This is a genomic window from Micrococcus sp. CH7, from assembly GCF_001595485.1.
Lineage (GTDB): Bacteria > Actinomycetota > Actinomycetes > Actinomycetales > Micrococcaceae > Micrococcus > Micrococcus luteus.
On record NZ_LOSQ01000007.1, the window covers coordinates 61,452 to 76,056 of the forward strand.

General features: G+C 73.5%; 12 protein-coding genes and 1 pseudogene. 2 read left to right on the forward strand and 11 right to left on the reverse strand.

What is annotated here, in order from left to right:
* Positions 1–226 precede the first annotated feature (226 nt).
* Positions 227–886 (forward strand): vitamin K epoxide reductase family protein, encoded by a 660-nt coding sequence (locus AUV08_RS03130; protein ID WP_061867758.1) that lies wholly within the window; start codon positions 227–229, stop codon positions 884–886.
* Positions 887–971: 85 nt separating this feature from the next.
* Here the strand turns inward: AUV08_RS03130 and ndk are convergent, their stop codons facing one another.
* Positions 972–1,394: a nucleoside-diphosphate kinase gene (gene ndk / locus AUV08_RS03135; protein ID WP_061867759.1), complete on the reverse strand. Its 423-nt coding sequence runs from the start codon at positions 1,392–1,394 to the stop codon at positions 972–974.
* A gap of 75 nt (positions 1,395–1,469) precedes the next feature.
* Complete coding sequence (locus AUV08_RS03140) at positions 1,470–1,814, reverse strand: DUF4233 domain-containing protein (protein WP_354436019.1); 345 nt, start codon at positions 1,812–1,814, stop codon at positions 1,470–1,472.
* On the opposite strand from AUV08_RS03140, the pseudogene AUV08_RS12380 reads away from it, so the two are divergent.
* Positions 1,807–1,851, forward strand: a pseudogene (locus tag AUV08_RS12380) (hypothetical protein); the annotation flags it as partial. The gene AUV08_RS03140 and the pseudogene AUV08_RS12380 overlap by 8 nt on opposite strands.
* 115 nt (positions 1,852–1,966) lie before the next feature.
* Here the strand turns inward: AUV08_RS12380 and AUV08_RS03145 are convergent.
* The 9 genes from AUV08_RS03145 to cysD form a co-directional block, all read right to left on the reverse strand.
* Entirely contained in the window at positions 1,967–3,520 is a 1,554-nt protein-coding gene (locus AUV08_RS03145; protein ID WP_061867761.1) for a folylpolyglutamate synthase/dihydrofolate synthase family protein, read from the reverse strand.
* Positions 3,520–6,936 (reverse strand): isoleucine--tRNA ligase, encoded by a 3,417-nt coding sequence (ileS, locus tag AUV08_RS03150; protein WP_061867762.1) that lies wholly within the window; start codon positions 6,934–6,936, stop codon positions 3,520–3,522. The genes AUV08_RS03145 and ileS overlap by 1 nt, the downstream gene beginning before the upstream one ends.
* 277 nt (positions 6,937–7,213) lie before the next feature.
* Positions 7,214–7,849 (reverse strand): TIGR03085 family metal-binding protein, encoded by a 636-nt coding sequence (locus AUV08_RS03155; protein WP_061867763.1) that lies wholly within the window; start codon positions 7,847–7,849, stop codon positions 7,214–7,216.
* 81 nt (positions 7,850–7,930) lie between these two features.
* A complete protein-coding gene (locus AUV08_RS03160; RefSeq protein WP_061867764.1) occupies positions 7,931–9,367 on the reverse strand; it encodes an FAD-dependent oxidoreductase in 1,437 nt (478 codons plus the stop codon).
* Positions 9,364–10,632 (reverse strand): uroporphyrinogen-III C-methyltransferase, encoded by a 1,269-nt coding sequence (gene cobA, locus AUV08_RS03165; RefSeq protein ID WP_061873097.1) that lies wholly within the window; start codon positions 10,630–10,632, stop codon positions 9,364–9,366. Before cobA ends, AUV08_RS03160 begins: the two co-directional genes overlap by 4 nt.
* On the reverse strand, positions 10,629–11,552 hold the full coding sequence (locus AUV08_RS03170; RefSeq protein WP_061867766.1) for an ABC transporter permease: 924 nt from the start codon (positions 11,550–11,552) through the stop codon (positions 10,629–10,631). Before AUV08_RS03170 ends, cobA begins: the two co-directional genes overlap by 4 nt.
* Positions 11,542–12,267 (reverse strand): ABC transporter ATP-binding protein, encoded by a 726-nt coding sequence (locus AUV08_RS03175; protein WP_010078844.1) that lies wholly within the window; start codon positions 12,265–12,267, stop codon positions 11,542–11,544. The genes AUV08_RS03170 and AUV08_RS03175 overlap by 11 nt, the downstream gene beginning before the upstream one ends.
* Before the next feature lie 31 nt (positions 12,268–12,298).
* Positions 12,299–13,639 (reverse strand): sulfate adenylyltransferase subunit 1, encoded by a 1,341-nt coding sequence (locus AUV08_RS03180; RefSeq protein ID WP_061867767.1) that lies wholly within the window; start codon positions 13,637–13,639, stop codon positions 12,299–12,301.
* Positions 13,639–14,574 (reverse strand): sulfate adenylyltransferase subunit CysD, encoded by a 936-nt coding sequence (cysD, locus tag AUV08_RS03185; RefSeq protein WP_061867768.1) that lies wholly within the window; start codon positions 14,572–14,574, stop codon positions 13,639–13,641. Before cysD ends, AUV08_RS03180 begins: the two co-directional genes overlap by 1 nt.
* Positions 14,575–14,605: the final 31 nt, after the last annotated feature.

A 14,605-nucleotide genomic window follows, 5' to 3' on the forward strand; every position in this document is an offset into this window, starting at 1 on the left:
TGCGCCCTCGAGATCGGGTCCTCGGCGTCACGTGCCGTCCGCCGGCCGGCGCACGGACGCGCACGGGCGGAGCCCGGCGTCCACCTCCCGCACGATGCTCGACGCGGGGGCGCCTCGGCGGCGGCCCGACGTCGGGCGCGCAGCGGGCTGCCCCGCGGTGTGGCCACGGGACGGCCAGGGCCGATTCTCTCACATCCGCCCCGGGCACGCGCCTAGAATCGTGTCCATGCCTGCGACCCCGCTGACGGACGACGTCCGCCTCTCCCCTGCCGACGACGTCCCCGCCGAGGAGGCCCGGCTCACCTGGTACGCCCGGCCCGCGGGCACGGCGGCGCTGCTCCTGATCACCTCGCTCGTGGCGCTGACGGCCACCATCATCATCATCGTCGAGCGCGCGCTCCTCACCGCTGACCCGACGCACCGCACGTCCTGCGACCTCAACCCGTGGGTGTCCTGCGGCCAGGTGATGCAGTCGTGGCAGGCCCACACCTTCGGCTTCCCGAACACGTACATCGGCGTGGTCGCGTTCTCCGTGCTCATCACCGTGGCGATGTCCCTGCTCGCCGGCGCCCGCTTCGCCCGCTGGTACTGGCTGCTGATGAACGCGGGGATCCTGGCGGGCTTCGCGTTCTGCGTGTGGCTCTGGTACTCGGCCGTCTACAGCATCGGCACCCTCTGCCTCTACTGCATGATCGTGTGGGCCATGGTCATCGCCCAGCTCGTGCTCGTGACGTCCCGGAACCTGCAGACCGGCACGCTGCCGGCCCCGGCCGGTCTCGTCCGCCTCGCCCGGGACCTGGCCTGGCCCGTGATCGTGCTCCTCTACGTCCTGGTGTTCGCCTCGATCCTGCTGGAACTGGGCCTCGGGGTCATCGGGATCGACTGAGCCCGCGCTCCCTCACCGGACACGACGACAGCGGCCGGCCACCCCACCAGGGTGACCGGCCGCCGTCGTCGTGCCCGGAACGGGCTCAGCCGAACCAGATCGCGAGCTCGCGCTCGGCCGAGAGGGTCGAGTCCGACCCGTGGACGAGGTTCTTCTGGACGGCCTCGCCCCAGTCCCGGCCCAGGTCGCCGCGGATGGTGCCCGGGGCGGCCACGGTGGGGTCGGTCTTGCCGGCCAGCGAGCGGAAGCCCTCGATCACCGAGTCGCCCGTGACGCGTGCGGCCACGACGGGGCCGGAGGCCATGAACGCGACCAGCGGCTCGAAGAACGGCTTGCCCTGGTGCTCCTCGTAGTGGCGCTCCAGCATGGCGCGGGTGGGCGTGAGCATCTTCAGATCGGCGATCACGTAGCCCTTCCGCTCGATGCGCGCGAGGATCTCGCCGAGCAGGTTGCGGGCCACCCCGTCCGGCTTGATGAGGACGAGGGTCTCTTCGGTGTGGTGCGTCATGGGGTGTGCTCCTAGCGTCGTCGGGCGGCCGCGAGCGCGGTCCGGTTCCCGCCCCACCCTAGTGGGGCCCGGGTCTCAGCGTCCGTGCTCGGCCTCCCAGGCGGCCTCGAGGCGGTCGCGCTGGGCGTTCTCGACGTCCATGGCACCGCCCTTGATCACGGCGTACGCCCACGTCAGCGCGAAGAGGGCCCCCACCACGAACATCGAGTACTCCCAGAAGCCGGAGGCCAGCAGGACGGCCTGGATCGCCCAGCCGATCGCGATGCCGACGGGCTTGCGCACCAGGGCGCAGGTCAGCACCGCGACGACGGCCAGCGCGGAGTAGCCCGCCACGAACCACCAGGCGCCCGGCTCGTCCCGGTGCATGCCGAACAGCATGAGCCCGAGGAAGAAGATGAGCACCGCCTCGAGCATGAGGATCGTGGAGGTGAACAGGGCGCGCACGGAGCGGCGACGCCGACGAGTGCCGGGGCGCCACTGCCGCTGGGACCGCGTCTCACGCGCGGGGCGCCAGGACTCGTCGCCGAAGCGCCCCTGCTCCGTGGCGTCTCCGGTCTGCGGCTGGTCGGGGGTCATCGGTCCTCCTCCGGCCGGCGGCGGGCGCCGGCGTCGTCGCGGTCCTCGAGCAGCTCGAGGATCTCCGGGTCCAGGTCGTCCTCGTCGGCGTCCGCCAGCCCGACGGCGTCGAGCAGGTCGGCGGGGTCGAGGCCGCGGGCGGCCACGGTGACGGGGCCGGCATGGCGGGGCTCGCCCACGAGGGTGCGGACCTCGGCGGCCAGGGTGATCGAGCCGAGCACGAGCACGCCGCCGCCGGTGCCGGAGGCCAGTTCGTCCGCGCTCGTCTCGAGGGCCTCCGCGCGGCCGACCGCCCACTCGAGGGCGTCGGGCACGGACTCGGTGGCGTACACGTCGTCCTCGGGCCAGCCGGCGTCGACGGCCATGCGGGCCAGCTCCCCGGCCGGGATGGCGCGGGCCGAGGAGGACTGCGTCATCGCGAGGTCCTCCACGTCGTCGCCGAACGCCCGGTAGAGCGCCGCGAGCATGCCCGGCGCGTCCTTCTCCTGGAGGATCCCGACGACCAGCGAGAGGCGGGTGAAGCCGAACGCCTCCTGCACCGCGCGGGCCGTGGCCCGCACGCCGTCCGGGTTGTGGGCGGCGTCCACGATGAGCGTGGGGGCGGTGCGCAGCACCTCGAGCCGGCCGGGCGAGGTGACCTGGGACAGCCCCTCGCGCAGCAGCTCCTCGTCCAGCGGTCGCTCGCCGCCGCCCAGGAACATCTCCAGGGCCGCCACGGCCACCGCGAGGTTCTGCGCCTGGTGCTCCCCGAGCAGCGGCAGGAACAGGTCCCGGTACTCGGCCGCGAGGCCACGCACGGACACCTGCTGGCCGCCCACGGCCAGGGAGCGCTCGAGCACACCGAACTCGACGCCCTCGAAGCGGAACGGCACGTCGGCCGCCCGGGCCGCCTCGAGCAGCACCTGGGCGGCGTCGCGCTCCTGGGCGGCGGAGACGAGGGCGCCGCCGGGCTTGATGATGCCGGCCTTCTCCTGGGCGATCTCGGCCTCGGTCTCCCCCAGCAGGTCCGTGTGGTCCAGGGAGATGGGGGTGACCACGGAGACGACGGCATCCGCGACGTTGGTCGCGTCCGTCACGCCACCGAGGCCCACCTCGAGGACGACGACCTCCACGGGCTCGTCCGCGAACACCGCGAAGCCCAGCGTGGTGACCGCCTCGAAGTACGTCAGCGGGACCTCGCCCGCGGCCTCGAGCTCCGCGTCCACGGTCTGCACGATCGGGAGGATCTCCCCCCACACGCGCACGAAGGTCTCGTCGGCCACCGGGGCGCCGTCGATGCTGATCCGCTCCGTGACGCGCTGCAGATGCGGCGAGGTGTAGCGCCCGGTGCGCAGCCCGTAGGCGCGCAGGACGGCCTCGACCATCCGCGCCGTGGACGTCTTGCCGTTGGTGCCGGTCAGGTGGATCACCGGGGCCGCGTGCTGCGGGTCGCCGAGCAGCGCGAGCACGCGCCGCATCGGCTCGAGCCGCGGCTGCATCGCGTTCTCCGGGGCGCGGGCGAGCAGGTCCCGGTAGACCTCCTCGACCGTGCCCGGGACGTCCCCGCGCATCACGCGTCCGCCTTCGCGACGGTGACGGCCACGGTCTTCATGGCGTCGTCGGCCGGGTCCTTGCGCGGGTCGGCCGCGCCGGAGTCCACGAGCTCCAGGTCCACCGTGAGGGTCTCCTCCGCGACGAGACCGCGGCGGGCCTCGAGCGCCGCCACGACGGCGGTGGGACCCTCGATCCGCGTGCGCACGCGGTCGGAGACGTCCAGGCCGGCGTCCTTGCGGGCCGCCTGGACGGCGCGGACCACGTCCCGGGCGGTGCCCTCGGCGGCCAGCTCCGCGGAGACCTCGGTGTCCAGCACGAGGAAGCCGGCGGTGCCGGGCAGCACGCCCACCGCGGTCCCCTCGGGGGCACCGGTGGAGACGGTGCGCAGCTCGTAGAGCGCGGGGGCCAGGGTCACGGTCTCGCCGTCGGCGAGCGTGACCGCCAGGCCCTCGGCCGTCTCCTCGTACGCGCCGGCGTCGACCGCCCGCTTCACGAGCGGCACCTGCCTGCCGAACGCCTTGCCGAGCTCGCGGAAGTTCAGCTTCAGCTCCGTGCCGATGCCGTAGCGGGCGATCGCCTCCTCCGAGAGCTCGGTGAGCTCGACGTCCTTGAGGTTCAGCTCGTCCGCCACGATGCGGGCGTAGGTGCCCTCGAGGCCCGCCGCGTCCGGGACGACGACGGACAGGCGGGGCAGCGGCAGGCGCACCCGGCGCCCGGCCCCCTTGCGCAGGGCCGAGCCGGCCGAGCTGATGCGGCGCACCGCGTCCATGCGGGCCACGAGGGAGTCCGCCTCGGGCCCGTGGGGGAACAGGTCGGCGTCCGGGTAGTCGGTCAGGTGGACCGAGCGGCCGCCCGTGAGACCGCGCCAGATCTCCTCGGCGATCAGCGGCATCAGCGGCGCGGCGGCCCGGGTGAAGGCCTCCAGGACGGTGTAGAGGACGTCGAAGGCGACGGTGTCCTCGTCGAAGAACCGCTCACGGGACCGGCGGATGTACCAGTTGGTCAGCGTGTCCATGAAGCCGCGCAGTGCGTCCGTGGCGTCCGAGACCTCGTAGGCGTCCAGGCCGGCCTTGACCTCCCGCAGCATGCGGCCCGTGGCGGCCAGGATGTACTGGTCCAGGGGATCCTCGGCGGTGTGCCGCTCCTGCGCGCGGTACCCCTCGGGGCGGGCGCCGCCGTCGTGCGCGGTGTTCGCGTACAGGGTGAAGAAGTGGTACGCGTTCCACGCCGGCAGCAGCACCTGGCGCACGCCCTCGCGGATGCCCTCCTCCGTGACGATCAGGTTGCCGCCGCGCAGGATGGGGCTGGCCATGAGGAACCAGCGCATGGCGTCCGCGCCGTCGCGGTCCAGGACCTCCGTGACGTCCGGGTAGTTGCGCAGCGACTTGGACATCTTCTGCCCGTCCGAGCCGAGCACGATGCCATGCGAGATCACGTTGGAGAACGCCGGCCGGTCGAACAGCGCGGTCGCCAGGATGTGCATGGTGTAGAACCAGCCGCGCGTCTGGCCGATGTACTCCACGATGAAGTCCGCCGGGTTGTGCGTGGGGAACCAGTCCGCGCGCTCGAACGGGTAGTGCACCTGGGCGTACGGCATGGAGCCGGAGTCGAACCAGACGTCCAGCACGTCCTCGACCCGGCGCATGACCGCGCCGGCCGCGGCGGCCTCGGGGTCCGGGTGGGGGCGGGTGAGGTCGTCCACCCACGGGCGGTGCAGGTCCACCTCGCCCTCGGCGTTGCGCGGCAGGCGGCCGAAGGCCTCCTCGATCTCCGCGAGCGAGCCGTAGACCTCCTGGCGGGGGAAGTCGGGGTGGTCGGACTCCCACACCGGGATGGGCGAGCCCCAGTACCGGTTGCGGGAGATGGACCAGTCGCGTGCGTTGGCGACCCACGTGCCGAACTGCCCGTGCTTCACGTTGCCGGGGATCCAGGTGATCTCCTCGTTCAGCTCGAGCATGCGCTCCTTGATCTGGGTGACCTTGACGTACCAGGACGTCACCGCGCGGTAGATCAGGGGCGTGCGGCACCGCCAGCAGTGCGGGTAGGAGTGCTCGTAGGAGGCTTCGCGGGCCACGCGGCCCAGGGCGCGCAGGGCGCGGATGATCGTGCGGTTGGCCTCGAAGACCTGCACGCCGGCGATCTCGCGCAGGTCGCCGCGCCCGACGTCCTCGCGGGCGAACAGCGGCAGGAACCGGGCTCCGGAGTCCACGGAGAGCAGCACGGGGATGCCGTTGGCCTCGCACACGCGCTGATCGTCCTCACCGTAGGCCGGCGCCTGGTGGACCACGCCGGTGCCGTCCTCGGTGGAGACGTAGTCGTCCACGAGGATGCGGTGGGCGCCCTCGACGCCGAGGTCACGGCCGTTGACGGTGAAGGTCTCCCCGCGGTGGGCGTCGAACACGTCCGTGAACAGCGGCGCGTAGGCCAGGCCGCCGAGGCGGGCGCCGGGGATCGTCTCGGTGACCGCGGCGCGGGCGGCGTCGGCGTCGGCGTAGCCGAGCTCCTTGGCGTGGGCGCCCACGAGGTCCACGGCCAGGAGGAAGCGGTCCCCGTCCGCGGTCGCGCCTTCGGGGCCGGCCGGCACCACGGCGTACTGGATCTGGGGGCCGACGGCGAGGGCCGCGTTGGTCGGCAGCGTCCAGGGCGTGGTGGTCCAGGCCAGGACGTGGACGCCGGCCAGGTGCGCGGCGAGCGCCGCGTCGGCGCCGCCGTCGGGCACGAGGGCGGGGTCCGCCGGGAGGCCGGTGATCGGGAACGTGACGGTGACCGAGGGGTCCTGACGCATCTTGTAGACGTCGTCGTCCATGCGCAGCTCGTGGTTGGACAGCGGGGTCTCGTCGTTCCAGCAGTAGGGCAGGACGCGGAAGCCGCGGTAGGTCAGGCCCTTGCGGTGCAGCTCGGAGAAGGCCCAGATCACGGACTCCATGAAGTCCGGGGTGAGGGTCTTGTAGTCGTTCTCGAAGTCGACCCAGCGGGCCTGGCGGGTCACGTAGTCCTGCCACTGGTCCGTGTACTTCAGGACCGAGGAGCGGCAGGCGTCGTTGAACGTGTCGATGCCCATGGCCTCGATCTCGGACTTGTCCGTCATGCCCAGCTGCTTCATCGCCTCGAGCTCGGCGGGCAGGCCGTGGGTGTCCCAGCCGAAGCGGCGCTCCACGCGGCGGCCCTGCTGCGTCTGGTAGCGGGCCACGAGGTCCTTGACGTACCCGGTGAGCAGGTGGCCGTAGTGCGGCAGGCCGTTGGCGAAGGGCGGTCCGTCGTAGAAGACGAACTCGTTCTGCGAGCCGTCCGCGTTCCGGGCGGGACGCTGGTCGATCGAGGCCTGGAAGGTGCCGTCCTCGTCCCAGTACGCCAGGATGCGGCGCTCGATCTCCGGGAAGCGCGGGGAGGCGGGGGTGCGGCCGTCAGGGGCGGAGGAGGCGAGGGGGTACACGGGGGTCCTTTGCGTCCGGGGCGTCGGTTCCGTGCAAGGACGCCCGAGGGCCCGACCCTCCGGCCGGCCGCGGACGCGGTACCACCTTGCTTGCCGGCCTCGGGAGGTCCCCGGGGTGCCGGCCGCTTGATGACTGCTGTGACGGGCTTACCCGTCCGGTTCTACTGGGGCCGTGCGGCCCGTTCTTCCGGAGGCTCACCGGTGATGGCCGGGTCGACGCCTGTGCCCGCCAGTGTAGTGGACGCTGCGCCGGCCCGTGGCCGCGGGCCGGAGCGCGTCAGAGGGCGGTGCGCACGGCCGCCGACGCGTCGCCGTCGAGCTCCACGTGCACGGCGTCCCGGCCCGAGGCCCAGAGGAGGAGCTCCCCGACCTCGCCGGTCACCGTGACGGGCGCCCGCAGCGCCACGGCCCCCCGGGTGACGGTGACCGGGGCGCGGCCCGGGCCCTGGAGGACCACCGGCGCCGTGGACGTGCGCAGGAACAGCGGGGCCATGCGGCGCAGCGAGCGGTAGAGGGCGTCCTCCTCGTCCGGGGAGAACGGGCGCGGGGCGGGCAGCGAGCCGCCGGTCGCGGACTCGCCGCGCCGGACGTCCTCGAGGTGGATGAAGTGCTCGGCCGCGTTCACGTGCCTGTCCGCCGCCCGCATGGGGTTCAGCGCCGACGGGCCCGCGGCCCACTCCCGCACGACCTCGGCGTAGTCGCGGCGCTTGGTGTCCGCGGTCAGGCGGTCGAGGTGGCGGGACAGCGGCGGGAGGAACAGGGCGGCGAAGGCGTCGGGTCGGCTCTCCCGCAGCCAGAGGTGGGCGGCGAGGTCGCGGGTGCTCCAGCCGCCGCACAGGGTGGGCGCGTGGGGGCCCTTCTCGAGCAGGAGGTCAGCGAGGCGGGCGCGTTCGGCTGCGGCGAAGGTGGTCATGGGCACCACGGTAGGGAGCGGGCCGCGGCGCGGGCGAGGGGTGGGCCGCGCCGCGGCCGCGAATCCGCCCGACGGGAGGACTCAGCCTTCGGCGCCGAGGAGGACGCTCTCCCGGGAGATGCGGGTCATCTCCTCCCGGTCCACGACCTTCACCCGCTCCCGCGCCACCGGACCGGCCTGCGTGGCCTGCGCACCCAGGGACTTCTCATGGTCATCCAGAGCATGCCAGCCGGCCCACGTGGTGTACGGGACCTCACGGGACTCGAGCAGCTCGATCACCGACTCCTCCGACGGCTCCTGGGCCGTCCACAGCCCCGGCTCGTCCTCGATCAGATGCTTGATCGTCTCCAGGGAGTCACCCTTGGTGTGCCCGATCAACCCCACCGGGCCCCGCTTGATCCACCCCGAGGCGTACAGGCCCGGCACCGGGGCGCCGTCCGCGTCGAGCACCCGGCCCTGCGCGTTCGGGATCACCCCGCGCACCTCATCGAACTCCACCCCCTCCACGGGCGAGCCGAAGTAGCCCACCGCCCGGTAGATCGCCTGCACCGGGTAGTCCACGGTCTCGTCCGTCGGGCGGACCCCACCGGAACCGTCCAGCTCCATCCGGCGCATCCGCAGGCCGTCCACCCGGCCGTCGCCGTCCTCGTCCAGGAACTCCTCGGGGGCCTGCAGGAAGTGCAGGTGCAGCCGACGCGAGGCGCTCTGCTGACGGTCCTCCTGCTCCATGAGCCAGTTCGTCAGCGTCCCCACCATGGTGCGGACCTGGTTGTTCTCCTCGATCGCCTTCTCCGAGGCCGCATCGAAGTCGAAGTCCTCCTCGTACAACACGATGTCCACATCCCGGGAATGCGCCAGCTCCCGCAGCTCCAACGGGGTGAACTTCACCTGCGCCGGCCCACGCCGGCCGAACACGTGCACATCCGTGACCGGGGAGGCGGCCAGGTCCCGGTACACGTTGTCCGGGATCTCGGTGGGCAACAGGTCCTCGGCATGCTTGGACAGGATCCGGGCCACATCCAGGGCCACGTTCCCGTTGCCGATCACCGCCACCTGCGTGGCCTCCAGCGGCCAGTGCCGCGGCACATCCGGGTGCCCGTCATACCAGGACGCGAAGTCCGCGCCACCGAACGAGCCGGCCAGCTCCACCCCGGGCACGTCCAGGACCGCGTCCCGCACGGCACCGGTGGAGAACACGATCGCGTCGTAGTGCCGACGCAGATCGGCCAGGCTCAGGTCCGTGCCGTAGTCCACATTCCCCAGGAAACGGATGTCCCCGCGGTCCATGACCTTGTGCAGCGCGGTGACGATGCCCTTGATGCGCGGATGGTCCGGGGCCACCCCGTAGCGGATGAGGCCGAACGGGGCCGGGTACCGGTCGAACAGGTCGATGCTGACCCGGAAGTCCCGCTCCTCCTTGGTCAGGATGTCCGCCGTGTACACCCCGGCGGGTCCGGCACCGATGATGGCGATGCGCAACGGGCGGTCAGGCCTCGAGGACGAGGGGGTCGGGGTCATGCTCGTGCTCCTTCGGAGGTCGGGTTCAGGGTCAAGATCGGGGCAGGGATGCCGGCCGCAGGCGCGCCGGTGGCGTAGGGGCTCAGGCGCACGACGTCGCCCACGACGATCACGGCGGGGTTCTCCACACCGACGGCGGCCGCCTGCGCGGCGATGGTCTCCACCGTGCCCACGGTGACCCGCTGGTCCGGCATCCAGCCGCGCTCGATGATCGCCACGGGCGTCGCACCGTCGAGGCCGCGCTCCGTCAGTCGGCGCGCGGTGTCCGCGAGCCGGCGCACGCCCATCAGCAGGACGAGCGTGTGGTCGGCCCGGGTGGGCACTTCGGACAGCTCTTCGTGGCCGGTCACCAGCGTGAAACCGGTGGCGACGCCGCGATGCGTGACCGGGATCCCCGCGGCGGCGGGCACCGAGACGGCGCTCGTGACACCGGGCACCACCTCGACGTCGACGCCGTGGGCGCGGCAGTGCGCTGCCTCCTCGCCGCCGCGGCCGAGCACGTACGGGTCGCCGCCCTTGAGCCGGACGACGAGGCGGCCGGCCCGGGCCTCCCGGACCAGGACGGCGTTGATCTCGTCCTGCGTGGCCAGGTGGTTCCCGGGGGCCTTGCCGACCTCGATCACGGGCACCGCCGGGTCCAGCTCGGCCAGGAGGGCGCGCGGGCCCAGCCGGTCGGCGACCACCACGTCGGCCTCCGCGAGCAGCTGCCGGCCGCGCACGGTGATGAGCCCGGAGTCGCCGGGGCCGCCGCCGACGAGGGCCACGCGACCGGGCTCGGCGGACGCGCGCCGCCGCCGCAGCGGCAGCCGCCCCGTGGACAGGGCGAGGGTGATCGCGTCCTTCAGGGCGCGGGCACGGCGAGGGTCTCCCCCGGCGTTGACGGCCACGGTCACGTCCCCGGCCCGGACGACGGCGGGCGTCCAGGCGGCGGAGGACTCGGCGTCGGAGGCGTCGACACACCAGACGCGGCGGGCCTCGGCGTCGGAGGCCACGGCCCCGTCCACGGCCCGGTCACCGGTGGCGGTCTGGGCGAACCAGACCCCGTCGAGGTCGGACGGGCGGTAGGGGCGGCGGTGCAGGGTGAGCAGGCCGGCCGCCGCGAGCCGCTCCACCTCCTCCCCCGGCTCCGGGGCCACCACGGTGACGAGCGCGCCGGCGTCGAGGAGGGCGCCCATGCGGCGGCCGGCCACGCGCCCGCCGCCCACCATCAGGACGGGCCGGCCGAGCAGACGCAGGGAGGTGGGGTACAGATCGGACGCGGTCATCGCGTGCTCCCTTCCAGCAGCCCGCGGCGGCGCAGCATGCGCCGCTCGACGGGGCCGAATGCGGCCAGTTCGAAGAGGACGCCGACGGCCAGGATGGTCAGGACGGCGCAGAGGACGACGGCGAGGTCGGACGCGGCACGTCCCTCGTGGAGCAGGGTCCCGAGTCCCACGCCCATGGGCCCGCCGACGGCGATGATCTCGGCGGCCATGAGGCCTCGCCACGCGAAGGCCCAGCCCTGGCGCAGGCCGGAGACGAAGGCGGGCAGGGCGGCCGGGAGGACCACCAGCAGGGCGGTCTCGAGACGCGAGGCGCCCAGCACCCGGGCCGCGCGACGCAGCTGCGGCGGCACCTGGTCCGTGCCGGTGGTGAGGCCGGCGACCACGGCGGGGACGGCGCCGGTGAGCATCACGAAGTACGCGGTGGCGTCGCTGAGGCCGAACCACAGCACCGCGAGCGGCACCCAGGCCACGTTGGGCAGCACCATCAGGGCCGTGAGCAGCGGGCCGAACGCCCGCCGCAGGACGCCGACCTGTCCGAGCACGAGGCCCAGCCCGACGCCGACGACCACGGCGAGTGCGAAGCCCACGACGGCGCGGCCCACCGACGTCGCCACTGCCTGCTGGACGAGGCCCTGCGCCCACAGCGTCCCGAAGGCCCCGACGACGTCACCGGGACCGGTGATCGGCTCACCGCGCGCACCGGCCAGCCACGCGAAGGCCTGCCAGATCGCCACGAGCAGGACGACGGCGGCCACCGGGAGCAGGACCCGGCTCCAGTCCCACCCGGCCAGACCCGTCCGACGGGTCGAGTCGACGGCCTGGAGCGCGTCGAGGCCGCTGTCGAGCTCGCGCAGCTCGTCGTCGGTGGCGGCCCCCGGCGCGCGGCCGGGGGCGTCGAGGGTGGGGGTGTCAGTGCGCATGGCGACGGATCTCCTGACCGAGTCGGGCGGTGATGGCGGCCGTGAGGGCGGCCGCGGCGGGCGCGTCGTGGCGGGCGGCCGCGGGCACGTCCCATTCGGCGACGACGCGACCCGGACGTGAGGACAGCAGCAGCACCCGCTGGCCGAGGCGGACGGCCTCGGCCACGTTGTGGGTGACGAACACGACCGTCCGACCGGTCTGCCGCCACACGCGCTCGAGCTCCCCATGCAGCAGGTCGCGGGTGATCGCGTCCAAGGCCGCGAACGGCTCGTCCATGAGCAGCAGGGGGCGGTCCTGGGCGAGGGCCCGGGCCAGGGCGACGCGCTGGCGCATGCCGCCGGAGAGCTGGTGGGGTCGCAGGTCGGCGGCGTCGTCCAGGTGGACGAGGCGCAGCAGCTCCCCGGCACGCTCCCGACGCTCCCCCGCGGCCACACCGGCGAAGCGGAGGGCGAGCTCGATGTTGCCGCGGGCGGTGAGCCACGGGAAGAGGGCGGCGTCCTGGAACATGAACGCGGCCCCCTCCCGGGGGGTCTTGACGACGCCCGCGGTGGGCGCCTCTAGCCGGGCGATGATGTTCAGCAGGGTGGACTTGCCGCATCCGGACGCGCCGAGCAGGCAGACGAACTCGCCCGGCTCGATCCGCACGGAGACGTCCTCCAGCACGGGCGTGGGCCCGCCGAAGCTCTTGCCCACGTCCTCCATCACCACTGTCATGACCGCTCCCGTCCCGCCGTCGTCATCCGTCTCAGGCCTCGTCGCCGCCGCGCACCATGCCGGCGGCGAGCGTGGCCCCGTCGTGGGGGTCGATCACGAGGAACGCCCCGGTGCGCCGATGCACGGCGTAGGGCTCCACGGGCAGCGGCGCGGCCAGGTGCAGGCGCACCTGTCCGATGTCGTTGAGCCCGAGGGTCTCGGCCGGGTCGAGCCGCAGGGTGTCGAGGTCGAGCCGGCCGGCCACCTCCTGGACGAGCGCCCGGACGACGGCGGTGCCGTGCTTGACGAGGACCTGCTGCCCGACGCGCAGCGGCGCGGCGGAGAGCCAGCACAGCGCGGCGGCCACCTCCGCGGTGGGGCGCGGGGCGGTGTCCGCGGCGGCGATCGTGTCCCCGCGGGCCACGTCCACCTCGTCGGCCAGGCGCAGGACCACCGACTGCGGGGAGGAGGCCTCCTCGAGGGACTCGCCGGCGGCGTCCACGCCCACCACGGTGGTGGTGCGCACCGGCTGCCCCGGGGTGAGGACGGCGACGGCGTCCCCGGGCCGGACGGTGCCCGCCACCACCTGCCCGGCGTAGCCGCGGTAGTCGCGGAAGACCTCGGGGTCGAGGCCGGGGGCCAGGGCGCCCTGGGGGCGCACCACGAGCTGCACCGGGAAGCGGAAGGAGGCGGCGGCGTCGTCCTCGGCGTCCGCCCCGGGCAGGGACTCGAGCAGCTCCATGAGCGTGGGGCCGGTGTACCAGTCCGTCCGCTCGGAGCGGGTGACCACGTTGTCACCCTGGAGGGCGGACACCGGGACGCTCACCGCGTCGGAGAGGCCGAGCTCCCGGGCCACGCGCCGGACGTCCTCGGCGATCGCGGTGAAGACCTCCTCGGAGTAGTCCACGAGATCGATCTTGTTGACGGCGACGATCACGTGCGGCACCCGCAGCAGGGCCACCACGCTGAGGTGGCGTCGGGTCTGCTCCACCACGCCCTTGCGGGCGTCCACGAGCAGCACGACGGCGTCGGCCGTCGAGGCGCCCGTGACGGTGTTGCGGGTGTACTGCACGTGCCCGGGGCAGTCGGCCAGCACGAAGGTGCGCCGGTCCGTGGCGAAGTACCGGTACGCGACGTCGATCGTGATCCCCTGCTCCCGCTCGGCGCGCAGGCCGTCGGTCAGCAGCGCCAGGTCCAGCCCGCCCTCGGCGCCGCCGAAGCCCCGCTCGGCGGAAGTGCGGGCCACGGCCTCGAGCTGGTCGGCCAGGACGGCCTTGGAGTCGTGCAGGAGGCGGCCCACGAGGGTGGACTTGCCGTCGTCGACCGAGCCGGCCGTGGCCAGGCGGAACAGGGTCCCGGCGGGGGCGCGCCGGTCCAGCAGTGCGGTGCTCATCAGAAGTACCCGTCCTTCTTGCGATCTTCCATGGCCGCCTCGGAGATGCGGTCGTCGGCGCGGGTGGCCCCGCGTTCGGTCAGGGTGGAGGCGGCGACCTCGAGCACGACGTCCTCGACGGTGGCGGCCTCCGAGAGGACGGCGCCGGTGCAGGACATGTCGCCCACCGTGCGGTAGCGCACCGTCCGCGTGGTGACCTCCTCGTTCTCGGCCGGGCGGGAGTGCTCCCCCACGGCGCGCCACATGCCGTCGCGGCGGAAGACCTCCCGCTCGTGCGCGTAGTAGATGGAGGGCAGCTCGATGCCCTCGCGGGCGATGTACCGCCACACGTCCAGCTCGGTCCAGTTGCTGATGGGGAACGCGCGGACGTGCTGGCCGGGGGTGTGACGGCCGTTGTAGAGGTTCCACAGCTCGGGGCGCTGGTTGCGCGGGTCCCACTGGCCGAACGCGTCCCGCAGGCTGATGATCCGCTCCTTGGCCCGCGCCTTGTCCTCGTCACGGCGGCCTCCCCCGAAGACGGCGTCGAACCGGTTGGTCCGGATCGTGTCCAGCAGGGGGGTGGTCTGCAGGGTGTTGCGGGTGCCGTCGGCGCGCTCACGCAGCTCGCCGCGGTCGATGTACTCCTGCACGGAGCCCACCACGAGCCGCAGGCCGAGCCGCTCCACCGTGCGGTCGCGGAACTCGAGGACCTCGGGGAAGTTGTGGCCGGTGTCCACGTGGACCACCGGGAAGGGGATCCTGCCCGGCCAGAAGGCCTTCGCGGCCAGGTGGAGCATCACCACCGAGTCCTTGCCGCCCGAGAAGAGCATGGCGGGGCGCTCGAACTCGGCCACCACCTCGCGGACGATGTGGATCGCCTCGGCCTCCAGGGCGTCCTGGACGTCGGGCCCGGCGGGGCTCACGGTCCCCGGGTCGGGGGCATGGGTGAGGGTCATCGTGTCTCCTTGGTCTGTCTCGGGTGCGGCG